At 66.7% G+C, this 23,169-nt stretch carries 18 protein-coding genes and 2 pseudogenes; 7 read left to right on the top strand and 13 right to left on the bottom strand.

The annotated features are described in order from the left end of the window. Nucleotides 1-175 precede the first annotated feature (175 nt). Together AB0F10_RS10955 and AB0F10_RS10950 are read right to left on the bottom strand one after the other, a co-directional pair. Nucleotides 176-892 (bottom strand): GAF and ANTAR domain-containing protein, encoded by a 717-nt coding sequence (locus tag AB0F10_RS10955; RefSeq protein ID WP_360622427.1) that lies wholly within the window; start codon nt 890-892, stop codon nt 176-178. A 356-nt stretch (nt 893-1,248) separates the two neighbouring features. Further along, nucleotides 1,249-1,722: an ATP-binding protein gene (locus tag AB0F10_RS10950; RefSeq protein ID WP_360622424.1), complete on the bottom strand. Its 474-nt coding sequence runs from the start codon at nt 1,720-1,722 to the stop codon at nt 1,249-1,251. A 228-nt stretch (nt 1,723-1,950) separates the two neighbouring features. On the opposite strand from AB0F10_RS10950, the gene AB0F10_RS10945 reads away from it, so the two are divergent. Together AB0F10_RS10945 and AB0F10_RS10940 are read left to right on the top strand one after the other, a co-directional pair. After that, complete coding sequence (locus tag AB0F10_RS10945) at nt 1,951-3,957, top strand: SpoIIE family protein phosphatase (RefSeq protein WP_360622422.1); 2,007 nt, start codon at nt 1,951-1,953, stop codon at nt 3,955-3,957. A 550-nt stretch (nt 3,958-4,507) separates the two neighbouring features. Then, nucleotides 4,508-5,398: an HNH endonuclease gene (locus AB0F10_RS10940; RefSeq protein ID WP_360622420.1), complete on the top strand. Its 891-nt coding sequence runs from the start codon at nt 4,508-4,510 to the stop codon at nt 5,396-5,398. 105 nt (nt 5,399-5,503) lie between these two features. On the opposite strand, the gene AB0F10_RS10935 is transcribed toward AB0F10_RS10940, so the two are convergent. The 9 genes and pseudogenes from AB0F10_RS10935 to AB0F10_RS10895 form a co-directional block, all read right to left on the bottom strand. Further along, a complete protein-coding gene (locus tag AB0F10_RS10935; protein WP_360622417.1) occupies nt 5,504-7,192 on the bottom strand; it encodes a carbamoyltransferase C-terminal domain-containing protein in 1,689 nt (562 codons plus the stop codon). Beyond that, complete coding sequence (locus AB0F10_RS10930; RefSeq protein ID WP_360622415.1) at nt 7,185-8,552, bottom strand: radical SAM protein; 1,368 nt, start codon at nt 8,550-8,552, stop codon at nt 7,185-7,187. The genes AB0F10_RS10935 and AB0F10_RS10930 overlap by 8 nt, the downstream gene beginning before the upstream one ends. Then, entirely contained in the window at nt 8,540-9,766 is a 1,227-nt protein-coding gene (locus tag AB0F10_RS10925) for a radical SAM protein (protein WP_360622413.1), read from the bottom strand. The genes AB0F10_RS10930 and AB0F10_RS10925 overlap by 13 nt, the downstream gene beginning before the upstream one ends. Before the next feature lie 90 nt (nt 9,767-9,856). Then, entirely contained in the window at nt 9,857-10,006 is a 150-nt protein-coding gene (locus AB0F10_RS10920) for a hypothetical protein (RefSeq protein ID WP_360622504.1), read from the bottom strand. A 360-nt stretch (nt 10,007-10,366) separates the two neighbouring features. Then, a pseudogene (locus AB0F10_RS10915) lies at nt 10,367-10,552 on the bottom strand (helix-turn-helix transcriptional regulator); the annotation flags it as partial. A 372-nt stretch (nt 10,553-10,924) separates the two neighbouring features. Then, a complete protein-coding gene (locus AB0F10_RS10910) occupies nt 10,925-11,398 on the bottom strand; it encodes a GNAT family N-acetyltransferase (RefSeq protein WP_360622411.1) in 474 nt (157 codons plus the stop codon). Continuing rightward, nucleotides 11,376-14,666, bottom strand: a complete 3,291-nt coding sequence (locus AB0F10_RS10905) for an orotidine 5'-phosphate decarboxylase / HUMPS family protein (protein WP_360622409.1) — start codon at nt 14,664-14,666, stop codon at nt 11,376-11,378. The genes AB0F10_RS10910 and AB0F10_RS10905 overlap by 23 nt, the downstream gene beginning before the upstream one ends. A 152-nt stretch (nt 14,667-14,818) precedes the next feature. Further along, nucleotides 14,819-15,346 carry a pentapeptide repeat-containing protein gene (locus AB0F10_RS10900; protein ID WP_360622406.1) on the bottom strand — a complete coding sequence of 176 codons (528 nt, stop codon included), beginning with the start codon at nt 15,344-15,346 and terminating at the stop codon, nt 14,819-14,821. 146 nt (nt 15,347-15,492) lie between these two features. Next, on the bottom strand, nt 15,493-16,167 hold the full coding sequence (locus tag AB0F10_RS10895) for a pentapeptide repeat-containing protein (RefSeq protein WP_360622497.1): 675 nt from the start codon (nt 16,165-16,167) through the stop codon (nt 15,493-15,495). 772 nt (nt 16,168-16,939) lie between these two features. On the opposite strand from AB0F10_RS10895, the gene AB0F10_RS10890 reads away from it, so the two are divergent. From AB0F10_RS10890 to AB0F10_RS10870, 5 genes are all read left to right on the top strand, one after another. Beyond that, nucleotides 16,940-17,383 (top strand): hypothetical protein, encoded by a 444-nt coding sequence (locus tag AB0F10_RS10890; RefSeq protein ID WP_360622404.1) that lies wholly within the window; start codon nt 16,940-16,942, stop codon nt 17,381-17,383. Between the two features lie 612 nt (nt 17,384-17,995). Then, the gene (locus tag AB0F10_RS10885) at nt 17,996-18,691 is read left to right on the top strand and encodes a GPP34 family phosphoprotein (protein ID WP_360622402.1); all 696 of its coding nucleotides are present in this window, start codon (nt 17,996-17,998) and stop codon (nt 18,689-18,691) included. A gap of 94 nt (nt 18,692-18,785) precedes the next feature. Next, complete coding sequence (locus AB0F10_RS10880) at nt 18,786-20,312, top strand: APC family permease (protein WP_360622400.1); 1,527 nt, start codon at nt 18,786-18,788, stop codon at nt 20,310-20,312. Then, on the top strand, nt 20,309-20,992 hold the full coding sequence (locus AB0F10_RS10875; RefSeq protein WP_360622398.1) for a GNAT family N-acetyltransferase: 684 nt from the start codon (nt 20,309-20,311) through the stop codon (nt 20,990-20,992). Before AB0F10_RS10880 ends, AB0F10_RS10875 begins: the two co-directional genes overlap by 4 nt. Before the next feature lie 95 nt (nt 20,993-21,087). Further along, the gene (locus AB0F10_RS10870) at nt 21,088-21,867 is read left to right on the top strand and encodes an SAM-dependent methyltransferase (RefSeq protein ID WP_360622396.1); all 780 of its coding nucleotides are present in this window, start codon (nt 21,088-21,090) and stop codon (nt 21,865-21,867) included. A 204-nt stretch (nt 21,868-22,071) separates the two neighbouring features. On the opposite strand, the gene AB0F10_RS10865 is transcribed toward AB0F10_RS10870, so the two are convergent. Beyond that, nucleotides 22,072-22,416: an Lsr2 family protein gene (locus AB0F10_RS10865; protein WP_360622394.1), complete on the bottom strand. Its 345-nt coding sequence runs from the start codon at nt 22,414-22,416 to the stop codon at nt 22,072-22,074. Nucleotides 22,417-22,986: 570 nt separating this feature from the next. Continuing rightward, nucleotides 22,987-23,169: pseudogene (locus AB0F10_RS10860) on the bottom strand (IS630 family transposase); the annotation flags it as partial.

Here is a 23,169-nt window from a genome sequence, read left to right as displayed (position 1 = left end):
GTCGATTTAAGCCCCGTCCGGGTTGGGGCCACGTCAGACCGTCAGAATCACGCGTCCGATCAGCAGTCAGCAACAAAGCCCCACCCCACCCTTTGCGGCCGGGCCCCGCTGCGACGGGAGCTATTTTCCGCGTCGAGGCCGGATCCGTTGTAAAAGGTCGGTAGCTGCCAAGGTTTTAGGGTTTGGGAGTGGTGGTGGCGCGTTTGACGAGGGCCGCGGCAACGTCGCGGAGTTTGTGGTTGGTGTCCTGCGACAGCTTGGTCAGGATGGCGAAGGCTTCGTCGGCGCTGCACCGCCGATCGCCCATGATGATGCCCTTGGCCTGCTCAATCACCGCGCGGCTACGCATCGCGATTTCCATGTGCTGAGCAAGGGTGGTCTGGGCGTTGTAAAGGTAGGCGTTGGCCATGGCCACCTCGGCATAGCCCGCGAAGGTCTCAGCGACGGCGAGGGCGTTCTCGTCGAAGGCGTCAGGTTCGGTGGCGTAGACGTTGAGCGCCCCGTTGACCGCCTCCTGCACCGGTAGCCCGATCGACAGGGAGCTGTGGGCTCCCGCTTCGCGGGCTCGGGACGTCCAGTCCGGCCACCGGTCGTCGCGTGTCATGTCGGCGACGTGCTGGATGCTGGTGGAGACGGCTGCGTCGAGGCAGGGGCCGTGGCCGAGTTTGTACTGCGTCTCGTCGAGTGCCAGGGCGAGGTCGCCGGTGAAGGCGGCCGTGTGTGCGTCTTGGTTCTTGACGAGGGTGACGGATACCTCGCTGGCGCCCGGGATGGTGCGTTTGGCGAGGTCGGCAATCTGCTGAAAGACGCCGTTGAGGTCGGTCTCGCTGAGCTTGATCCGGCCGAGTTGCGCGAAGGCGTCGGCGGACCCCATAAGCTGCGTCTGCGTCATGAGTGGTGCGTCCCTTGAGACGGGCACATCACCACGACCCCTGATGGGTGCGGGCGTGCGCGGATCCGCTGAAGGACCCTCGTGTGGAGGGCTCTGGACCCGCGCCGGTGTTTGACGCTGGCTCGGTCAACATTGAAGGATGTAGACCTCAGGCCTTGAAGTCTACCCCTCGGACCGTCGACAACCGTTTAGGCGGTTATACGCTTAGCAGCCACTTAACAACTCTGGGTGAGTGTGCCGTGGTGCAACCTGCCGGCCGTGGTCCTCCAGGGGCCGTCGGTTAAGCAGCCAGCCGCCAGCCTCGCGGGGTATTGGCTGTAGCGGGAGCACGACGGAGGCCAAGCCTGTGCGCACATTTATCCTGGTCGGTCTGCGGCGATGGTGAATTGCGCCCAGACGTGTTTGTCTGTGTCGGTCGGGTACCAGCCGACTTCTTGGGCGAGGCGTTGTGTCAGGGTCAGGCCGAGGCCGCCGCTGCCGGGTCGGCGGTCAGGATCGACGGTAGGCCGGGTGGTGGGGTCGTTGTCGGTGACGTCGATGATCAGGTGCCCGTCGGCGCGCAGCAACGCGACGACGGTCGGAGGTTTGCCGTGCCGCAGCGCGTTGCCGGCCAACTCTGTCGCGGCGATCATGAGTCGTTCGGCGAGGTCGGCCAGGTCGGCGGCATTCTTCGGTGCGTGGGCGCGGACCGCGCGTTGCAGGCCGGCGCGTACGGCTTCCAGCGCCGGTGGCCGGTCCAGGGTCCACCGTGCGATCTCCTCGTCGGGCGGCATCGGATGTCGATTCGTCCATCTCGTCATGGCTCCCTTAGTGCCCACCAGCGGCGCCAAGATGCCGATCCACGTCTCATGATTCCCATCCGCGTTTCATCGGCCCGCGCGCCGGACGGTCCCACCTCGAGCGATGCGCGAGCCTGAGTGGGACGGCACCACATGTCACCTGCAGCCGCGCCACTACGGCACCGCATCCAGGCGTGAACCGTGAAAAGTCACCCGCCCGGTGGCCGAGGTGGGCGGTTACGCTATGGATGAACGCCAGCGCCGATGGGTGGGAATGCGATGAGTGCATGGCCGTCGGCGGATCTCGTGGGTCTGCTGGAAGGTGATCCGCACGGGTGTGCCCTGGCGACAGCGGTCCGCGCCCAGGACGGCGCCATCATCGACTTCACCCTCACCTATCTGAACGAAGCCGGTAGCCGGTTCCTGCAACGACCTCGTGACGAGCTCATCAGCCGCACCTATCGGCAGTTGTGGCCCGAGACCGTCACCGACGGGACGCTCCGGTTGTACCGGCAGGTGGTGCAGGAGCGGGTGCCGGCAGTACGCACCGTCTACTACGACCGGGCTACCGTCAGCGGTCACTTCGAGGTCCGGGTCATGCCGTTCGGTGACGGGTTCGTGGCCCGGTTCGTCGATCTCTCCAAGCTGACGATGGGTTCCGAGAGCGAGGGCGGCGCCCGGCTCTACGACGCGCTCGATGCGGCCTTCGACGGCTTCGTGCTGCTGAGAGCCGTCCGCGACGACGATGGCGCGATCGTCGACTTCACCCGCGAGTACGTCAATCAGGTCGGTGCGAAACTCGCCGGCCGTTCCGTTGAGGATCTCATCGGGCAGCGGCTCGCCGAGCGGCCGTCCGGTGCCGCGGAGGTCGACCTGGTGCCGTATCTGCGCGCGGTCGCGGAGACCGGCGAGACGTGGCATCACCAGGTGACCGCGTCGAGCACGGCGCAGGTGTGGGAGCTCAAGGCGGTCCGCGTCGATACCGGCTTCGTCGCGGTGTCCTATCGTGAGGTCACCGAGCAGGTTGATCACCAGCGGCAACTCGAACACAGCGTGGAGCAGGCCCGCGCTGCGGCGCAACGGACCACTGCGCTGCAGAGCGTCACCGCGGCGCTGGTCGCCGCCCAAACCCCCGACGAGGTATACCTGGCCATCGGCGCGGTCCTACGACCCTCCGCCGGCGGGCACGGTCTCGCCGTGCTGCTCATCGAGCAGGACCGGCTGGCGTTGCGGTATTCCGCCGGCTACGAGGACCACGTCGTCGCACAGCTCGGGCAGGTACCGTTGGCGCACCCGTACCCGGCCGCCGGCGTCGCCCGTACCGGGCAACCCCGCTACCTCAGTACACCCGAGGAATTCGAAGCCGCCCAGCCGGACCCCGACAGCGCCATCTCCGGTGGTAGCCGCAAGGCCTGGGCGTTCCTGCCGCTGACCACCGCTGGACAGGTCATCGGCACGCTGGTGATCGGCTACCAGCAGCCCCGCCAGTTCGACGACGACGAACGGGCCAACCTGACGGCGTTCAGCCGGCTGGCCGCCCAGGCGCTGCAGCGAGCTTTGCTCTACCAAGCCCAACTGTCCATCGCCGCCGACCTGCAACGCGCGCTGCTGCCGGCCGCGCTGCCCAGCATCCCCGGCGCCCGGCACGCGGTCCGCTACCTACCCTGGACCGACGGCGCCGACGTCGGCGGCGACTGGTACGACGTCATACCGATCACCGCCGACCGGGCCGCCATCGTGATCGGTGACGTGGCTGGTCACAGCCCTCAAGCCGCGGCGACGATGGGGCAACTGCGCAGCGCGCTACGCGCCTACGCCGCCGACGGCGCCCCACCCGCCGACGTGATACGCCGCGCGAACGAGCACCTGCTGCGCTACGAACCGCAGGCCATGGCGACCTGCTGCTACCTCGAACTGCAGCTGTCACACGGCACCGCGACCGCGGTCCTCGCCGGCCATCCCCCGCCCGTCCTGCGCACCGACGACCACACCGGGCCACTGCACGTGCGACCCGGGCCGCCGCTGGGGACCCGGCACGCCACCTACCGCGACGAGATCCTCCCGCTGCCACCTGGGTGCAGCATCGTGCTGTACACCGACGGACTCATCGAGGACCGCCGCTACACCGTCGACCGGGGCCTGACCGAACTGTCCCAAGCGATCCAGTCCGGACCCGCCAACGACCCCGCAGCTCTGCTCGAACACATTCTCAGCGCCGACGTGGGCCCCAACCCGCGCAGCGACGACGTCGCCATCCTCGCCTTCACCCTCGTTACGCAACCCTGACCCAGACTCACGCACAACAGCGAAAATACTGCCAGTTTTCAACCTCCCCGGCCGAACCGATGGGTTTCTCCTCATAGCATGCAGACGTCGCCTAAAGGGGAATTGACTGGCAATGGCGGAGACGGCGCGGAGGAAGGTCCCCCTGGCTGCGGGCCGCAGAACTCGTCGAATAACCACATCGATGGCAGACTGCGACCGAGTGCCAGACAGGCCAATCGAGGCCACCATCCAAGAGATCGGCCCACCTCACCGACCCACAATCCGTCGGCCCCGAAGGACGCCCTGATCTGCCCCGAGCTTTGCGTCCGCACCGTTTTTCTTTCGGTGACGGAGTGTAGGCGCGAGGCTAGGCATGGTCGAAACAGCGCGGTCAGTGGAGGTCCACCAGCTCGCCGGCGGCCCTACGCCGTCCCCGCGACCATGTCTGGCCAAGTGACGCAGGCGGCCGGCGCGGCGATGTGACTAGGTGAGTCACCCGCAGGCACGAGGCGTCGGCCACCCCGCCCGCGTGCACGCCAAAAGCGCTGGCACGGGCCGATAGCCTCCTTGCGTGGCGAAGCGTGCACCCGACTCGATTTCCATCCGGCTGCCAGATGGCCGAAGCCTGGACGCGACGAATGAGACTCCAGGGCCAGCCGAGCGCGGGACGCTGGAACTGGTCGAGGTTCTGCGACCGCGCCTTTTCGACGTGTGCCCGATCTGCGGCGAACCGGCAGCAACGTCGGCGGAGCATGTGCCGCCTCAGCGTCTCGGGGGCAAGGTGATGACCAGGACGTGCACACGGTGCAACAACGGGTTCGGCAGCAGGGTTGAAGCCGACCTTGTTGATTGGTACGAGGGCGCGCTGACGACGTGGTTCGCCTCGGAGACAGTGCAGGGCAAACGGCGCGTCGGCAGACTGCTGCTTCGCTGGACTGAGGACGGTGAATATCTGCTGATGCCCGCCGGCCCATCAGACGAGATCTTCGCCGAGATCCTTGCCGCCGGCGACGTCGACATGGAGTACGACACCCCGGAGCACAAGCGGTGGTCAATCGCGCTGCTCAAATGCGTCTACCTCGCTCTCTGCATCAAGTTCGGTGTGATCGAAGGCGAGTGGGCTGACCAGGTCCGCGCCGACCTGCTGGCAGCACGTGACGCGCGTAGCCAGGCCGACGTGCCGCCCAGCAAGATCGCGCAGCGTCTTCACGTCCTGCGCAGCTTCGGGCCAGAGCCGATCGGCTCGGACCCGATCATCACTGGCATCGTCCATGGGCCAGACGGCCCCCTGGAGGGCGTACTCCTCGCCGGGCGGCTCTTCGTCTCCTGGTGGCCAGTCAACGATGACCAGGAGACCGCACCGGTTGAGACCGGTCGGCGCGTTACGACTATGTGCGTGGGAGCACCGATGCAGAGCGTAGTGACCGCAGTGACACCGGAGCAGCGCACTCCGACCAGCTGACCTCTGCCCGAAACGGCGGGCAGGTGCCGAGCCGGTTGTTAGCGGTCTCGTGTCGCCTGTGTGGACTCAACCGACGCGTTGAGGGACGAAATGGCTCGCTGCGGTCTACTTGGTGATCATCCATTCGCCTAGCTGCAGGTAGGTCAGATCTGAGTGGAGCATGATCCTGACGGCGTCTTGCGCGGTTCGGGCGATGGGCTCTCCGTGAAGGTTGAGCGACGTATTGAGCAGGATGCCGTTGCCGGTGGCCCGGAAGTATGAGCTCAGGATCGTCGACATGCCGCTGCCGTCGTGGTCGTCGACGATTTGGGGGCGGCAGCTCAGATCTGCCGGGTGCAGGGCGGCGATCATGTCGTCGGTGGCGCTGCCGATAGCGTCGAAGCCGAGCATCATGAATGGGCTTGCCAGGTTCTTGGGGTTGGTGATGTAGCGGGCTTGCTGGCTGGCGAGGATGGCGGGGGCGAAAGGCATCCAGAAGTCACGTTGTTTGATGAGCTGGTTCAGCCGTCGGGGAACGTCGGGGTCGGCCGGGTTGGCGAGAATGGATCGGTTGCCGAGCGCTCGTGCGCCGTATTCCATGCGCCCTGCGCATCGCGCGACGATCTGTCCTTCGGCGAGGAGCCCGGCGACGGTCTCGTGTATGTCGTCCGGTCGTTGTGCGTGTAGTCCGGTTCCGCGGACGGCGTTGGTGGCGTCGTCGTCGGTGATGTCATCGCCGAGGTAGCAGTCGGCCAGCGGTTTCACCCGATCGTGACCTTCCTTGGCGAGCTGGGTGTAGAGGGCGCCGAGGGCGAGGCTCTCGTCGCCGCACGAGGGGAACGCGGCGAAGCTGCTGACCGTGTCGAGTCCGGCGATGCGCTGATTGCTTTTGACGTTCATGAAGACGCCGCCGCCGCCGAGGACGTCGTGAATTCCGGTGGCGGCGACCGCGGTCGACACCCAATCGGCCAGGAGTCGGTCGGTGAATTCCTGCAAGCCGGCGAAGACTTGGTCGAAGCGGATGCCCTTGAGCTCGGCCTCGATGCGCGGCCAGCCGCGTTCGATGCTCAGGTTCGGGTTTGTTCGCTGGAACCGCAGGCCGCCGGCGTCGAGTCCGAGATGCCGGCGCAGGATGTCGGCGACGCGTGTCGCCTGCTCAGGGCGGGCGTACGGCGCCATGCCCATGAGTTTGAACTCGTCCTCGTGGGGGGTGAACCCATAGGCGTGGGTGAGCCAGAACCAGAGCAGGCCCAACGAGTTGCGCATGTCTGTGCGCGCGACTTCCTCACGGTGACCGTTGTGCCAGATGGCGATGGTCGCGCATGCGCCGTCACCGAAGCCGTCGCAGGTGACCACCAGGTATAGCTGGGCGGGGTCGGTGCGGAGACCGTAGTACGCAGCGGCGCCGTGCATAGTGTGGTGGTCGTGGAAGGAGATCGCCGCCTTGGTCAGGCCCGCCTGCTCGAGCAGCGTCCGCACCCGGGTGTCCATGCCGTCGGGGTCGGCCGCGACCAGGCGTGCTTCAGCTTGAGCGAGCAGCGGCCGGCGATGAAATCCCCTGAGCCTGCGGAGCCACTCGTCGCGGGCACAGTGGTCGACCGCACCGGATCGACTGCCATAGGCAACCGAGGTCACCTCGTCGGGCTTGGCGCCGACGGCGTCGAGGCAAGCTTGCACGGCGCGGTGGGGGAAGCCCATGTATCCCTTGAGCCCGGTGAGCCGTTCCTCTTGGACGCAGTAGGCGACATCGCCGTCGACCGCGACCGCGGCCGTCGCGTTGGCACCGCCATGCAGGCCAAGGATGATGTTAGGCACGAGCGGGCTCCTCGCAGCGGTCGGTGACCTGCTGGGTGAACCAGCACCACTCCTCGGCTTTCAGCACGCTGAGCTGCCGAAAGGCGTCGTGCTGGTCCTCGTGCAGGCCGGCGATGACGGGCTGAGCGTTCTCGGTGAACCACGCCTGCAGGTCGGCGTACAGCGCATGCACGGCGGGGTGGGCCATGCGGAACTCGCGATGAAACGGTGCCTCGTCGAGGAGCCCGGCAGCGCGGACCTGGCGTTCTATGACGGTGCCGGGGACGACCCGAAGGACGCTGCGGGCCATGAACTGTGGGATGCGGAAGCGGCCGAAGGCGTCGATCGCTTCGACCTCCGCGCGCAGCGCGGTCAGGGTCTGCCAGGGGTGCCACAGGATGTAGCTGCCGACGATGACGATGCCGGCGGTATCGGCGGCGACGACGACCTTGTTCAGGTGGGTGAGGTCCTGGCGTTTGCCGTAGAGCCGGTGCAGGGTGTTCGGATTGAGCGACTCGATGCCGACCAGCGCGGTGCGCACACCGGCGTCGGCGAGGACGCGGATCGTGTCGGGGGTCAGCGTCTCGGGCCGCACGCTGATCGCGAAGGTAATGATGCCGGCGAGCCCAAGGGCGCGGATACCGTCGCGTAGGGCGACAGCGCGTTCGTGGCAACGGTCGGGAGTGCCGCCGAAGTCAGAGTCGGTGAACGCGAACTGGGTGGCGCCGATGGTGTGGTGCAGGCAGGCGATGTCGGCGAGTACGGCGTCCATCGGAAGCTCGTACCAGCCGCCTCCGGGCAGGTCGGCGTTGTAGGCGCAGAAGGTGCACCGGGACCGGCAGCCGCGGCTGCCGGCCACCGAAACCACGGCGCCCGCGGAATAGGGCAGGTCTGCAGTCCGCAGGTCTGTCAGGGGCGTGTGCTCACGCAGATGCTGGTCGAGGTGGGCAAGGAGCGGGGCCAGTTGGTCATCCTCTGCACGCTCGCCGGTGCCGGCGACGTGGTCGACGGCACCATGTGCGTGCAGTTCAGCGGCGGCGCTGACGGCCAGAGGGCCGAATCCGACGACCCGGACTCCGTGCTCGATACGCGCGGCGCGTAGTTCATCGGCGATGGCGTGCAGTCGGGTGCCGTAGGCGTCGGTGGTGAACAGATGCGCCACGACGATGTCGATTCCGGCTGCCGGCTCGGTGAGCGCCGTGTGGAGGGTCTTGGCCGGGCGGCCGCGGTAGTAGGCGTCGAGCAGGGTGCTGTCGTAGCCGGCCCGCTCGAGCGAGGCTTGCAGGGCGAGTGCTTCGCCGTCGACGTGGTGCTGCTTGAATCCGGATTCGTAGAGGGTCGGGGCCCAGACCAGGACCCGGGGCCGGTTCAACGTCCGCATGGTGCCTCGCATCGCCGGCACACGGTGGCCACTTCACCGCGGAACGGGGCGAAGACCGGGGACTGAAACCAGACCGTGTCGAGGTCGTCGGTGAGCAGGTTCCCGGCGACCAGGTCCGGGTTCTCGACCCCGAAGATGCAGGGGTGGATGTTGGCGCGCTGGTCCACGGCGAAGCCGATGCTGCCGCTGCCGCAGCCTGCCTTGGGGTCGATCGATTCGATCTCGACGTCGTACCTGTCGGCGAGGCGGACGCATTCCGGGAGCAGCGTCTGGGTGATGGTGGCGTCGTCCAGGGTGGTCGCCGGGTTGGCCCGGCCGACCGGCTTCTGCGGGAAGAACTTGAAGTGGCGCACGCCCAGGTCCATGCCGGTCACCACGACTTGTTCGAGTTCGCGCAGGTTGATGTGGTTGACGACGGTGTTGATGACGACCTCGGCGAACTCGCCGATCACCCGGATGCCGTCGAGGGTCTTGTTCCAGCACCCGGGGACGCCGCGGATCATCTCGTGGGTGGCCGGCGTGCCCCCGTCCAGGGAGACCTGGATCGGGGAGTAGCCCAGATTGCGGAGCCGTTCCAGGCGGCCACCGCCGAGGATGGTCGCGTTGGTCGACAACCCGAACCCCAGGCCACGGCGGAGAATGTGCTCGGCAAGGTCGAAGAACGCGGGGTAGAGCAGGCTCTCGCCGCCGGTGATGTAGACGTCCAGGACACCGTAGGCGTCCAGCTTGTCGATGGCGGTGAGCCAGTCGGCCGGCGACAGCAGGAAGGGGTCGGCTTTCGGGCCTCCGGAGCAGTAACAGGTGACGCAGTGCTGGTTGCAGCGGGTGAACGGCTGCAGATGAACCCAGAAGGGCTTGAGCACCTTGGTCCGTGGCCGGGTGGTCTCGGCCTCATCGGCCGCCTGATGCACGTCGTCGGCGGTAACCGGTTGCGGCTCAGCGGCTGTTGCCCGCAATACGCCGCTGGTGTGCAGCTCCTCAAGAGTGCCCATGACCGCGCTGGCGCTAAACGCGAAGCGGCGTTGCACCACCTGCAGCGCATCCGGACAGAGCGTGGTCGATCGCGGTTGCTGATACAGCATGGCGAGCACCGTCGCGGTAGGCCCGAGGTGGAAGATCCGGCGCGGGACGATGGTCCACCCCAGGGCGCCGAAGTACTCCGTGCGCAGCCGCAGGCCCGGCGACGCGCAAAGGGTTGGGGGGAGGTCGGGCATTGCTGCTCCTCGTCAAGCGCTCACCCGGGGGCGGGCCACATCAGGCCCGCCCCCGGCTGTGAAGGGATCCGGTTCGGTGGAGGAGAAGGGCTACTGCTGAGCCGGAGCCAGCCGCGCCGTGCCACCACCGGCCGAGACCGTGCCGGTGTAGGTCTTGCTGCCGAGCGCCATCGTGGCGGCGGTGACGGACTCGTAGGTGGTGACCGTTTCAACCCGGTCGTTGGTCTTGCGCGTGTCCATGGGGAACCTCCCTGGAGTAGGCGGGCCTCGTCGTGTGCCCGCGCTACGTTCTATTGAGAGGTGATTGCCGCCCGGTTCGCTAGACGCTCGCATTGGACAATTAGAGAACGCCGTCAATTGTCCAAATCGGCGCGTAGGTGAAGCCACCGCGCGAGGTGACCGGCAGACGAATAGGCCGCCGCGTGGCGGCGATTTGGCCGTCGATGCCGCACCCTTTGTTCGAGGATCATCGACCGATGTCGCCTCGGTTCGGTCCGATCCCGCGGAGTCACTTGACGCGGTGCGGCGTCGCCGGTCACGGCGAAGCCGGAGAAGGTCGATCGCCGGCATCATCTCGCTGAAATTGGCACCGGTTCCCAGTACCCGATCACAGTCCTTGGCGAACCGCGAGGATGGCCACCGCTGCGCCTTCTCGATCTTCGCGATAAGGGAAAGACTCACATTCGTTGCGTGGCCAAGCGCCGCTAGCGTCATCCCCCGTCGGCGCCGCTCAACACGCAACTGTGTGCCGAACTCCGACAGCTGCGACAGCCCGGCCTCGGTCATCCCGGTACTCGGCCGCGGTGCGTCCTGCGGCAGCCGGCAAACGCTCGCCGTGCGGGGTACCGTCCTCGTGCGGTGATCGCTGCCCAACCGTTCATGAGCCATCCCTTGCCCTGTGCTCGACGGAATGCCACGGCACGGGCGTGAACCGGCTCTACGTCCGGACCCCGGTCCGGGAGATGAGTGTCGGCTGTTGCTGCCGCCCTACCGCGATGTTTGCCCGATCATTACCGAGGCGCCCAGGTAGCGCTATGACAGACCGTGCATGATCGACATTCAGAGAGCATGAAAGGACGTCGAGGACGACAGATAGAGCGAGGAGCGGACACTCTTCTTTTCGACGGATCGTGCCCTTGAGGCGAAGGGATTGGACTGCTAGAGCGTCAGTTCGTAGACGGCGCGATCTTTTCCTGGACCCTTGAAGTTCGAAATGACGTGCACGCCATTTACCATCCTGTCACCGGGAATGTTCGTGAACTTGAGCCGCTGCCAGGTCGACGCGGCGGCGTCGTTATCTGCCTCGGAGGTGAGGTAGAGGCGTCGGCACTTCCAGGCGATGGCTTGGGCTATGACGAAACCGAGAAGCGCCTGCGCGACGCCGCTACGGCGGTGTTCGGGGTGCGTCATGACGTCCTGGATGTACACGTCGTTGGGCTCGTCTTGGCTGCGCATGGCCACGACGGCGCCGAGGATCTGGTCACCGTCGATCGCGACGGGGCAGGTCGAGGAGAACAGCGTGGCGTACAGCCAGTAGTCAGAGCTGCTGCGAGCCCGGACATAGGGCGCACCCATGCCCATAAGATCCTCGATCCCGGCGATCACGTGGTCATTCATCGCGACGATGCGCATGTCTTCTCCCTGATTGGCGACGGCGGACGAGATCGATGAGCTGGCGCGCGGCCTCGGCGGGGTCGACCGCTTCCGCGACGCTTCGGCCGATGATCAGGATGTCCCAGTCCGGGCTGGCGACGATGTCATGATCCGTGGAGCTGAAGCCGCCGGAGACGGCGACAGGCAGTCGGCTCCAGCTGCGGATGGCTCTAGCGGTGTCCAGCGGATGCCTGCCACGGACTCCGAGATCGATGTTGGTCGTCACGGTGAATCCGTCGATTCCGAGACGTTCCATCTCGCGGATCCACGTTTCGCTGAGTTGCGACGCTGCGGCGTCCAGCAGGATCGGCACCCCGAGCCGGGATCCGGCAGTCACCGCGGCTGAGACGCTCGAAGCGGTAGCCGGTCCAATGAGCAGGACAGCGTCGGCGCCGGCCTCGGCGGCAAGGACGACTTGGTCTCGGCCCCAGTCCGCGGACATCATCTCGGCGACGACGATGCCCGCTGGGACACGGCGCTTGACTTCTGCCAGCGCTTTCAGGCCGTACTCCTTGATCAGCGGGTCGCCGACCTCGATCAAGTGCGCACCGGCGTCAACGGCCGCCTGAGCCACGTGTACGGCAAGTTCTAGATCCCGTAGGTCCAGTGCGATCTGCACCGAGCTGCCATCACGGAGTTGCCGGAATGCCTGCCGTGCTGACGGAGCTTGCAGCGGTGCGCGATCTAGCGCTAAGCCCCGTTCGCGTTGTAGGAGCCACCATCGGCTGGATCGCGCCTGTTCGCGCAGCGCGGACAGTTGGACGTCCGGCAGCGACAGCCAGCCGGTGTTGGCCTCGCGCAGCATGCCGAACAGCGCGTGGTCCCGGCCCGAGCTGCTCTCGGGCGTGCGAGGGTCGTGTAACAACAGGAAGCGGTGGCGAACCCGATCGAGGTATGGCGGACACCTCTGCCAGGCTGGGTCCACGAGGGCTTCGATGACGTGGGCTCGAAGTGCCGCTGCCCTACCTACCCCGTCGTCGAGGATCGCGTTGAGCGTGCAGGCCCGCACATGCCAGTTCGCGTCCGACAGCAGCAGCTGAACGGCCTTCGCGGTGTCGTCGAGAGCAAGCCTGGTGACGATCGCGGCCACTGCCGCCCGGACTTTGTAGTCCTCGTCGCGGACGAGCTGGTCGACAGCGGGCGACAGATCGGACTCGAGACCGTTGCCATCTGCGGCCAGCCCAGTCGCGAGCGCTGCGCGGACCCTCCAATCGGGATGCCCGATCAGGGCCGCCAGCGCCGCGCGGTCCGGCTCGTCGTCCAGGGGCAGAAAGAGGTGTGCGTACCGGGCGACGAAAACGGCATGCTGCGGCTGGTTAAGATCGAGGTGCGCGACGAAATCTCGCACCGTCGCAGCGTCGGCATGATGCTCCAGCCCTTGCGCAAGGTCGGCCCAGACGTCGGGGCCGAACCGGTCGAGCGTGCCCACCGCCCAGGCCCCGTATCCGGCGCCGAGTGCGGGCACGAGCTCCGGGAGCGTCAGCAAGGCGTGCGCCAGGCCCAAGGCCTTATCGGTTTCTTGGCAGCGCGCCGCGCAGCGGCGCAGCACGGCGGGAGTGAGGATCGTTGAACCTGCGCCGGCCGCCGCCAGCATCAGGGGTAGCGCGTCCGAAACACTGAGCGCAGGTGCCAACGCTAACGATCGCAGCGCTTCAGGTGCTGTGCCGTCCAACGCCGAAACGATGAACGCCAGCAGGCCGCGGGCAGTGGCCGACGAGCGGCCATCGGCGGCGAGTTGGTTGATACCCGCGACGGTTTCCGTCGTTCGGCCGCGCTCGGTCACGATCGTGGCGATCGCCGTCGCTGCCGCGTATTCACGGATGATGTCGTGGCCGAACACGGGGGTGCCGGCGCGATCAATCAGCGGTGACACCGCAGGAAGCGGCGGGCCGGAGCGGGCGGTATCCGACTGAGGGTGTGGTTCCCGCAGCGGCAGCGGAACAACGTCTCGTAGTTGCGTAAGCGCGTGCTCTGCGAGGGCATCGACGGTGAGATCCTCGTCCGCACCTGCGGCCCGTGCCAGTGCCCGGACGCAGGCATCAACGAGCCAATACGAATCCAGGCCGCCCGACGCCACGTCCTGCCCGGCGGACTTCAGCAGCTTCATGTACAGGGGCAGCCGCGCGAGTTGCTGTACTCGCAGCGGGAGGTCCGTGAAACTTGGCTCTCCGGCCGCCCGCGAGGTGTTCCACACCTGCCGGGCCTCGCCCAAGCTCCATTCGGTCACGCCGATCGACTGCAGGTTGTCGCCGCGATGGTCTGGACGGTAGCTCAGTGCGGTCAGCACCGGGAATGACGTCAGGTCCGGGCGCGGCGGGGTTCTGATGACGAGCAGAAACCGCAGCGCTCGCTGGGGAATCTGGCGAAGCAGTTGGTCGACCTGCTGTCCGACGTGCAGGACATCGCTGTGGGCTTTCAACCCGTCGACGATCACCAGGCAGTCGCCCTCGGGCTGTTCTAGTTCACGCTCCAACTGCAGCATCGGGTCAACCTGTGCGGTGACCGACGCATAGCGCAGGATCTCCTGCGCCAGGTCGGCGCGGCGCTCAGGCCAGGTGTCCACCGAGTGCAACTGCACGGTCAGCCGCGAGCCGAAGCGACGGGCGATCTCATAGGTCAGCTCGGACTTTCCGGCACCCGGCGGTCCCTCGACCACGCAGACCCGGGCCGGGGATGCGATGAAGTCGTCGAGCCGGGGAAATGCGCTTCGGGGCGGCGTGTAGACCAGCGTGTGCTCGCCCTGCTGGCCCACCGCATCGGTCACGAGGCGGGTGCGCCGTGAGGACACCTCGAACAGGGGCCCACTCAGTGCGCCGGCAACATCTCGCTCGTGCGTGGCCGCAAGCTGCGTGTAGGCGGGATCGTCCGGATAGTCGAACCACAGACACTCGCCGGGGATGTGCAACGTCCGTGCGTAGAAGACCAGAGTGTCGAGAGACTGAATCTGACCGTGGTTCTCGATCCGGCTCAGCTGCGGTTGACTGATGCCCAGTGCCTCCGCCACCACCGGCTGAGGCAGCGGTCGCCCGCGGAGTGGATGGATCCGATAAGCCCGGATCACCTGCCCAAAGTTGCGTGACGCGAACGCCTGGCGCATCACCTCATGCCGCCAGAACTCGTGCGGCATCGGCGGCAGGCCATCCGAGCCACGACCGTTGCATGCGGCGCACACCTGATCCTCCGGGTGACGGTCGCGGGCGAGCGTGCCACCACACCGGGCGCATCGTCGTGCGGTCATGCCGTTCATCGATCAGTCCCGCGGCTCATCGGTCAAAGGGAGGAACTGGAGTGTATCGATGATCCTGCACTGGTCGGGTGCGGTCCGCGCGCAGCTGCCGCGCCGGCTCGGACAACGACCGGCCCGGTGTTCGCCGACGCAGCTCAGGGCACAGCACCCTGTCACCGGACAGACATGTTGAGGCACAAGGCGATGTCGACAGCCTGATCGGAGGTGATCACCGCTCTGTCCAGCTCAACCGTCCTCGGGTCAAACGCCGTCAGCACGCTGCCGCGTAAATCAGCACCAGTGAAATCGGCGCCGGCGAGTGCGGCGTTGGCGAAATCCACCTCCACGAACACACCGCCCTGACAACGCGCGCCAGTGAGATTTGCCTGTTGCATCCCGACCTTGCGGAACTCGACCGTCCCGAGCTCTGCACCGGCAAGGCCCGTCGACTGCCAGTTACCTCCGATGATCTCGGTGCCGGTGAAGGAACAACGGTCGAACGAGCACTCGGTGAGGTCGCTACCAGTCAGAACGGCGTCGAAGAAGTTGCAGCCCGCGAACCGACAGGACGAAAAACGGACATCGGTCAGTCGAGCACAATTGAAGCGAACCCCCACGAACTCGCAGTTAATGAACACGCATCGCTCGGCGACGGCCTCGGTCAGGTCGGCGTTGACGAACTGGGCGTCCGCGAACTCCAAGCCGACGTTCGCGCCCTCAAACCAGTCATGCTCGACTAGCCGCCGGCGCGCCGCCGCAGGGCGACCGGTATCCGACGATGGAGACATTCAACACCCTCCGACAGCGCTTGTGCACTCGCTGCGAATCCACCTCTGCGGCAAGCGCTCTACCGATCCGTCTCTCGCACAACGATTCCCAGCGCGCCGGCCAAGACATAGGACAGCCCGAGCAGGTCGTCCGGGTGCACGATCGCGCCCTCCCAATTCGCGATGCCACCAACACCCTCCAACTCGCAGGTGCGGAACCGGGTGCCAGCCATCTTCGCGTTGTGGAACTGCGCGCCAGAGAGATCGCATCCGGTGAAGCTGGCGCCACGCAGATCAGCATCCGTGAAATCCGCGCCGGAAAGGTTGCAGTCTTCGAAGGTCACCACGTCGAACCGCGCGAAGCGCCAGTTTGTCAGGTCGATCTTGCAGTCGGTGAAGGTTGCGTCGCTGATCAGGCCGTCGCTCCACGCCAACCCCGTCATCCGGCAGTCGGACAGCTTCACCCGTTCGAGCGTGCCCTTCTCCGCCCGCAGGTTCGACAGATCAGACGTCTCCACCAGGCAGTCGGTGAACCTGACCTTTGCCAGATGCGAGCCGGCGAGCGTTGCCTTCTTGAACCGGCACTGAAAGAACTCGACGCGTTCCGCCAGCCTGTTCGTGAGGTCGACGTCGTAGTACGCGGCGGCCTCGACGGTCTGCTCGTGCTCGAGATCGGGCTGCGGGTCACTCGCTAGCTGAATGTCTGCAGGAGCAGCAGGGGGCCGCGGCGGACCTTGGCGTGGACGGCGACCCATGGCGCTTCGTCGACTTGACACCTCGCCACCCTACGGACGGCCCGAGATGATCGGCAGCCGACACGGCACCAGACTTTTGGACAACTACACCAACAAGGACGCTGGCGTACTGAGCGGGCCCGCGCGGACGACACGCGCGACGAGGCGAAGATTCCCGTGTGCGGCCACACCTGTCGATCGTTTCGCCGGCTTCCTCGCCGTTCCAAACGTCGCGACATACTTGATTTCGCGCGCGCCGTTTGTCCGGGCTCCGTGCAGTCGGCCTTCGATCACAGCAGCCAGGCCGCCGTGTGCGGAGCCATTAAGGGTTCTCGCTCAGTGGTCGACACTGCATACCGGCTATGCGCGGTCATCATTGCAGGTCAGGCCAAGTTCATTTGCTCAGGCGTGGCCGACGCGGCTCGCCTTAGGTCGAGTCGAATGTTGATCATGCGGGTGTCGTCATGGTCTGGCGCCGCTCGCGCCTTGATGATCTGAGCATGCAGATCGTCGCCTGACGAACTCGGGGCTCGGATCCTGGAACGCCACATTCGAAGGCCCCGCTGTACTGCTATGACACTCGGAGCGGAGGGCTGCTGAAGTGACTCTCACGCCGAGGGCCGCGGCTTCATCTCGCAGTCCCGGTGATCTACGTAATAGCACCAGTGACACGCCCCGTTTTGTGAGGCCCGGGCACGAGGGGAATGAACCCGCTGAGCAGTGCAGACGCGGTGAGCTTGCTCCGTGGACGTTCGGAACGCGGCGTTCGCTGGCTTCTGCCAATGCTGCTTGCATGACGAGACCGAGAGCGGTTCAGCAACCGCCTCAGAAGTCCGGTTCCGAAGCGGAACGTCTCGGCCCCGCGCTGGCCGAACACCTAAGCGCGACATGTAGCAGCGGCTGGCTTGGTGGTACGCCACCGCTGCCAGAGGCACTGTTGTGGGCGGTGATCGGAGACCTCGACGTGATCGAGCGGCTTAGTAGGCACGCGCATCAGGTGCAGCTCCCGGCATGGGCGTGCTTCAGCTGCGGGCTGGCGTGGCCGTGCGAAACCGCTCGCATGGACTTGCTCCTCGATCTTGGCTGGATCGGTGTGGCGGTCTATTGCTCCGTGCTGATGGAGCGCGCAGCCGGCGACCGTTCCTCGATGACCCCAGTAGAGCTCTGGCAACGGTTCTTGGAATGGACCGATCCGCCCGAGGAAGTCCGCAACGTGCTGATGCAACGTAGCGCCTGAATGGCAACGCGGAATAGCTCCCGGTCGTGGTGTCGAGCACGCTTGCTGGCGCTGCGCCCGGGCTTCAACACCTGATCGACCCGCACTCCGGGGCACCCGATCGGTCAGGTCGCGGTGGAGGGCCGGGCGTACCTCGTACGTCGCCACGAGTCGCTGCGCCCGGCCCCACTCCTGATTCCGTACCGCCCGCGACCCTGCTTAAGGAGGCACCGTCATGCACCCCAACGACGCCGGCTCCCTCGGGTCCGCCAGGGCACTCGAAGAGTGCTGGCGGACATGACCTATCCGCGACGAACACCCGGCCGTTCGTTACCGGACGACCAGACTGCGCCCCGCCACGCCGCCGATACCGCTATCCCGCCGGGTGGACGGGCCGCGGTGCCTCAAGCCGGTCATTCGTGGCCAGCCGAGCTGCCCGGCAGCTATGGCGTGCGGCCAGCACACCCAGCTGCGCCGGGCTATGTGGAGCCGCCGGTCCGAGCGCCTCAGCCGTCCGCCTACCCCGGTGAGCCCCGCCACACCGAGCCGGCGCCATCGGGATACCCGCCATCCGGGCAGCACCCGGCGCGGCACGGGCACTTGCCCGGCTTTGCTGCCGCGGCTGAGACCGCGATGTTTGCGGCGGTCTCTGATCCGGCACGGCCGCAGGCGGTGCGTGGGTACGGGTTCGCCGACGATCTGTTCTTCGTTGCGCTCGACGACCGCAGTGGGCTGCTGCGGGTGCATGGCGACCTTGTGGGGGCGGCGCTGGCCGGGGCACTGCTTGTCGAACTTGCGGTCGGTAAGTGGATTGAGGTGAACGACGACCTCGTGAAGCCGAGCACGGAAGCCCTGCGGCAGCGGACAGTCCCGTGGGACGCGCTGGCCCACAAGGTTCTCGACACCGTCCTCGGCCAGCGCGATCCTCTGCCATCGCGAGAATGGATTGCGTTCCTCGCCGACGGCGCGGAGCGGGAGGTAGCCGACCGGCTCGCCCGCGCGAACCTGATCTCCGTGCAACGGCGCCGCCGCGCCTTGAGCATGTGCACCTTCTACCAGCCTGCGGAGAAAAACACTGCGGCGTGGCCACGCGCCAGGCTCTCGGAGCACTGCCGGGTCCGCCGGGAGCTGGATCACCGCGACATCGTGCTGGCGGGTCTGTGTCACGCCTCCGGTCTGCTGCACAACGTTCTCGACGGGGCCCCGGCCGGGACCTACGAGCAGGCGATACAGCAGGTCTACACCCGGCTGGCGGCGTCTGCGTCGGTGGTTGCCCTGCTCGATGCCGTGGAGAGCACCGTCACCGCAGACGCTTCCAAGCTGGCCTGACCGGCCCTCCGGATCACCCCGAAACACACCCCTCATTTCCTGGAGTCCCTTCGTGACTGCACTAACTGCACCTGCTGCACCTCCGATGAGCAACGTGAAGTCTGGTTTGGCCAAAGACAGGCTGGGCGTCTTCGGCGTCACCGCCCAGGTGATGGCGGCGGCGGCGCCGCTGACCGTCATCGCCGGCGGCGCGACCGGCGGGTTCGCCATCGCCCAGCAACGCGGCGTCCCGATCGCCTACATCGCCGTCGCCGTCATCCTCGGCATCTTCGCGCTGCCGTACGTGGCGATGGCCCGGCAAATCCCCAACGCGGGCGCGTTCTACGTCTACGTCACCGCCGGTCTCGGCCGGGTCATGGGCGCCGTGACCGCGTTCGTCGCCGTCTTGGCGTACAACGCTATGCAGGTCGGCCTGTACGGCGGCCTCGGCTACGAGGCGTCCCACTTCATCGCCAACCACTTCCACCACGACGTCGCCTGGTGGACGTGTGCGCTGGTCGGCTGGCTGGCTGTCGGGATCTTCGGGCTGCTGCGCGTCGACTTCAGCGCCAAACTGCTCGCGGTCCTGCTCCTCGCGGAGATCGCCGTCGCCGTCGCGTTCGCCGCCGTGCAGCTATCCCACCCCTACCAGGGTCAGGTCAGCTTCGAGACCCTGTCGCCGTCCTGGCTGCTGGCGGGCAGCGCCGGGGTGATGGCCACGATCGCGATCGCCGGGTTCGTCGGCTTCGAGAACACCACAGTCTTCGCCGAGGAGACCAGGAACGCCCGCCGCACCGTGCCGCTCGCCACCTTCCTCGCCCTCACCGTCATCGGCCTGCTCTATGGCGCCTGCGCGTGGGCGATGACCGTCGCCACCGGCCCGGACCACATCGTCGCGCAGGCCGGCACCGAGGGCACCAACCTGATCTTCATCCTGGCCGGCGGCTACCTGCCCGCCTTCGTCATCACACTCGGGCACCTGCTATTCGTCACCAGCCTGTTCGCCGCGGCGCTGTCGTTCCACAACACCTCGAACCGGTACATCTACGCGATGGGCCGCGACGGGATGCTGCCCGCGGTATTCGGCCGCACCTCCCAGCGCACGAAATCACCCGTGGCCGCGTCGCTGCTGCAGTCGACCATCGGGTTGACCGTCATCCTCGGGTACGCGATCGCGCACTGGGACCCCTACACGCAACTGTTCTTCTGGCTCACCGCGTCCGCGGGCCTGGGTGTGCTGACCCTGATGGTGCTGACCTCAATCGCGATGCTGGCCTACTCCATCCGGCAACGATCCCGGAGGCGGCGGGCCGAGGACACCGCGGAGCTGGTCCGCGGCGTTCCCGGCCCGACCGCCGGCATCCGCAGCAGCGTGGGTCAGGTCAGCGTCTGGCGCGGGCTGATCTGCCCGATCGTCGCCGCGATCCTGCTGACGATCATCCTGTGGCAGACCATCGCGAACTTCCACCTGCTGCTCGGCGTCGACCCGAGCGACAGCCTGCGCTGGTACTTCCCGGCCGCCATTGCCGTGTTCGCCCTGCTCGGTGTCGTCGTCGCCCTGGTCCTTAAAGCCGTCCGGCCCGCCGCGTACGAGCGGATCGGCAACGGCGTCGCCCGCCCGGCCCTGCGAGGCACCCGATGACCCTCACCGACCAGCGGTCTCCGGTCATCCGCCGCGCCGAGCCGAGCGACGATCAGATCCTCATCATGCTGCTGGTGGCCGCGTTCTTCCACGGCGACCTCGCCTCGCATCTCATTCCCGAGGTCGCCGACCGCGCCAGCCGCTACTTCCCCTACTTCGAGATCATCGCCGCGCACGCTCTGACCGCCGCCCACGTCGACCTGATCATGGACCCGGACGCGGCGATGCCCGCCGCCGCCGCGATCTGGTACCCGGTCGGCGCCGACGGCATCACCGACGACATCCCTGACTACGGCGAGCGTCTGGCCGCCGCGGTCGGCCCCTACCTGCCGGCATTCGCCGCGCTCGACATGGCCATGCATCAGCACCACCCGACCGGTCACGACCACGACTACTTGGCATTCCTGGCCGTGCACCCCGTCCTGCAGAACAGGGGGCTAGGAAGCCGTCTGCTCGAGCATCATCACGCGCAACTCGACCCTGCCGGCCGGCCCGCCTACCTGGAAGCGACCGGAGACCGCAACCGCCGCCTCTACGAGCGGCACGGCTACACCCCGCTCGAACCGTTCCCCGTCGCCGACGGCGGCCCGCCGCTGCGCCCGATGTGGCGCCCCGGCAGGCCCGGGAAAGGACAGGCGGCCCGAAACGACAGCGCAGCCAGTAGCGGGGCGAGCCAGTGATCCATATGGCTGCGTCAGACGGTTCCTACCTGCAGCGGGTCGGTGCCGTTGCCGCGGCCGTGTCCCGAGGAGGCGCTGGCGGCGTCAACGAGCACGTGGCGCATTCGGCGCGGGTGTATGACTACTGGCTCGGGGGGAAGGACAACTTCGCCGTCGACCGGGCTGTCGGCGACGCGATCAAGGCTGCGGCGCCGGGGGTGCCGATGATGGTCCGCGCGAACCGGGACTGGATGGTACGCGCCACCCGGTTCCTGGCAGGGGAGGGGATTCGCCAGTTCTTGGATATCGGCACCGGTTTCCCCACGGTGCCGAACCTGCACCAGGTGGCGCAGGGCGTCGCCCCGCAGTGCCGGGTGGTGTACGTGGACAACGATCCTCTCGTTCTCGTCCACGCCCGTGCCCTGCTCTCCAGCGACTCCCGGGGCCGCTGCGAGTACCTCGACGCCGATCTGCGCCACGTCGAGGAGATGCTGATCAGCCCGACCCTGGCCGATACCTTTGACCCTGACCAGCCTGTCGCGATCATCCTCGCGTCAGTGCTGATGCTGCTGGCCGACGACGACAACCCGGCCGCGGTCGTCGACAGGTTGCGGAACTGGGCACCTGCGGGCAGCTACCTCGCGATTAGCCATCCCACCGCCGACCTCGACCCGAAAGCGATGGCCGCCATCGTCGACGTCACCGAGAGTTCAGGGATGACCTTTGTACCCCGTTCCGCGGAGGACGTTGCGGAGATGTTCGGCGACTGGGACTTCGTCGAGCCGGGTCTGGTGCCGGTGCTGACCTGGCGACCGGAGACGCCGCCGGAGGACCCCGACGCCGCCTACTACTGGACCGGCGTCGCCCGCAAACCGGGCGAGCCCGCGGCCCAATAGCCCCGCCTGCTTCTGCAGGAAGGCGACCCGCCCAGCGGCCACGCCATGCCCGCTGCCGGTGTCGCCAAACAGCTGCCAAGCAGGTGCGTGGCAGAGTCCGGCCCCGGCATCAGCTCGGAGTATCGGCGGTGTCGGTGGCCCGAGGTGGCCCCGAACTGGCGATCGGGGCCACCGCTATGTCACCTCTGGCGAGACCACCGGGTCTTATCGCTGGCTATTGAACGCCTCCACGACGGCGGCCGGGATACGGCCGCGTTCGCTGATCTCGTAGCCGTTCTTGACCGCCCACTCCCGGATGATCTGGTTCTGCTGACGGCCGACACGTGCAGGCTTGCCTGCGCCGCGCCCGACGCCGCGGGGGTGCCCGTTCGAGCGACTCACTCGGGTGCCGGCTCCGATGTAGGGGTCAAGGGCCTTACGGAGTTTGCCGATGTTCTTGTCAGACAGGTCAATGGTGTAGGTGACGCCGTCCAGTGCAAATTCCACCGTACGGTCGCCCTCGCTTCCGTCGATGTCATCGGTGATGAGGGTAACCACTTGCTTGGCCATGACGGGTTCTCCAGATGTCAGGTATTTGAATGGTCGTTGCGCTGGTCTGAATTATCGGAATTACGGTTCTGTGCGTCCACAAGCTAGCGGCCATCTCGGCGCGGCGCCAAACAGATTGAGTGCAGGATAGACGGCTGAGAGCGGTATCACTTCTCGATGGTGGTCTGCGCCTTGGGTTTAGGTGTGAAGGTAGCTCTCGCGTTCTCGTCGGAGATCGGCGCGAACATTTGCATCTCCATTCCTAGTTCGCTCTGCCAGGTGGCGTTGTACGTCTTGTGCCGGACCGAGTAGCTGTCCCTGCACGTCGCGGGCCCAAGGCGTGCCGGATGTACGCCGGCGTGGAGGGCCGTAGCTCGGAGGACGCCGGGTCGCCTTCGCGTCACGGTGCCGAAGCGGGTGATCGGTTCCTTCGAGCGCGGAGGTCGTGGATTGCTTGATCGACCACCTCATGTGAGGTCCAGGCGAACCGGTTCCGGACTTTGTGCTCAGCCATGTAGACGATGACGCTGCGTCGGCCCGGGATTGGGACCTCTTCGCCGTCGTCGTTGCGGTAAGCGGCGTCAAGTTCGTCTAGTGTCGTGAGTCGTTAATGCGTGTGCAGTAGCGGGCGATGGATTCGAGGATCTGGTCGGCGGTCTTGGTCCAGACGTAGGGGCGCGGGTTGTCGTTCCAGGTCTGGATCCAGGTTCGGATGTCTTTGTTGAGGTCGCGGACGCTGCGGTGGGTGCCGCGTTGCAGCTTCTTCGTGGTGAG

The sequence above is a fragment of the Actinoplanes sp. NPDC026623 genome, assembly GCF_040638275.1.
GTDB lineage: Bacteria > Actinomycetota > Actinomycetes > Mycobacteriales > Micromonosporaceae > Actinoplanes.
The sequence above is the reverse complement of the archived record's forward strand: the minus strand, read 5'-3'. Positions and strand labels throughout refer to the sequence as shown.

Coding starts and splice junctions, on each gene's coding strand:
- AB0F10_RS10955 (WP_360622427.1), bottom strand. CDS start 892: ATGACGCAGACGCAGCTTATGGGGTCCGCCGACGCCTTCGCGCAACTC.
- AB0F10_RS10945 (WP_360622422.1), top strand. CDS start 1,951: ATGAGTGCATGGCCGTCGGCGGATCTCGTGGGTCTGCTGGAAGGTGAT.
- AB0F10_RS10930 (WP_360622415.1), bottom strand. CDS start 8,552: ATGCGGACGTTGAACCGGCCCCGGGTCCTGGTCTGGGCCCCGACCCTC.
- AB0F10_RS10925 (WP_360622413.1), bottom strand. CDS start 9,766: ATGCCCGACCTCCCCCCAACCCTTTGCGCGTCGCCGGGCCTGCGGCTG.
- AB0F10_RS10920 (WP_360622504.1), bottom strand. CDS start 10,006: ATGGACACGCGCAAGACCAACGACCGGGTTGAAACGGTCACCACCTAC.
- AB0F10_RS10910 (WP_360622411.1), bottom strand. CDS start 11,398: ATGCGCATCGTCGCGATGAATGACCACGTGATCGCCGGGATCGAGGAT.
- AB0F10_RS10905 (WP_360622409.1), bottom strand. CDS start 14,666: ATGAACGGCATGACCGCACGACGATGCGCCCGGTGTGGTGGCACGCTC.
- AB0F10_RS10895 (WP_360622497.1), bottom strand. CDS start 16,167: ATGGGTCGCCGTCCACGCCAAGGTCCGCCGCGGCCCCCTGCTGCTCCT.
- AB0F10_RS10890 (WP_360622404.1), top strand. CDS start 16,940: ATGACGAGACCGAGAGCGGTTCAGCAACCGCCTCAGAAGTCCGGTTCC.
- AB0F10_RS10885 (WP_360622402.1), top strand. CDS start 17,996: ATGTTTGCGGCGGTCTCTGATCCGGCACGGCCGCAGGCGGTGCGTGGG.
- AB0F10_RS10875 (WP_360622398.1), top strand. CDS start 20,309: ATGACCCTCACCGACCAGCGGTCTCCGGTCATCCGCCGCGCCGAGCCG.
- AB0F10_RS10865 (WP_360622394.1), bottom strand. CDS start 22,416: ATGGCCAAGCAAGTGGTTACCCTCATCACCGATGACATCGACGGAAGC.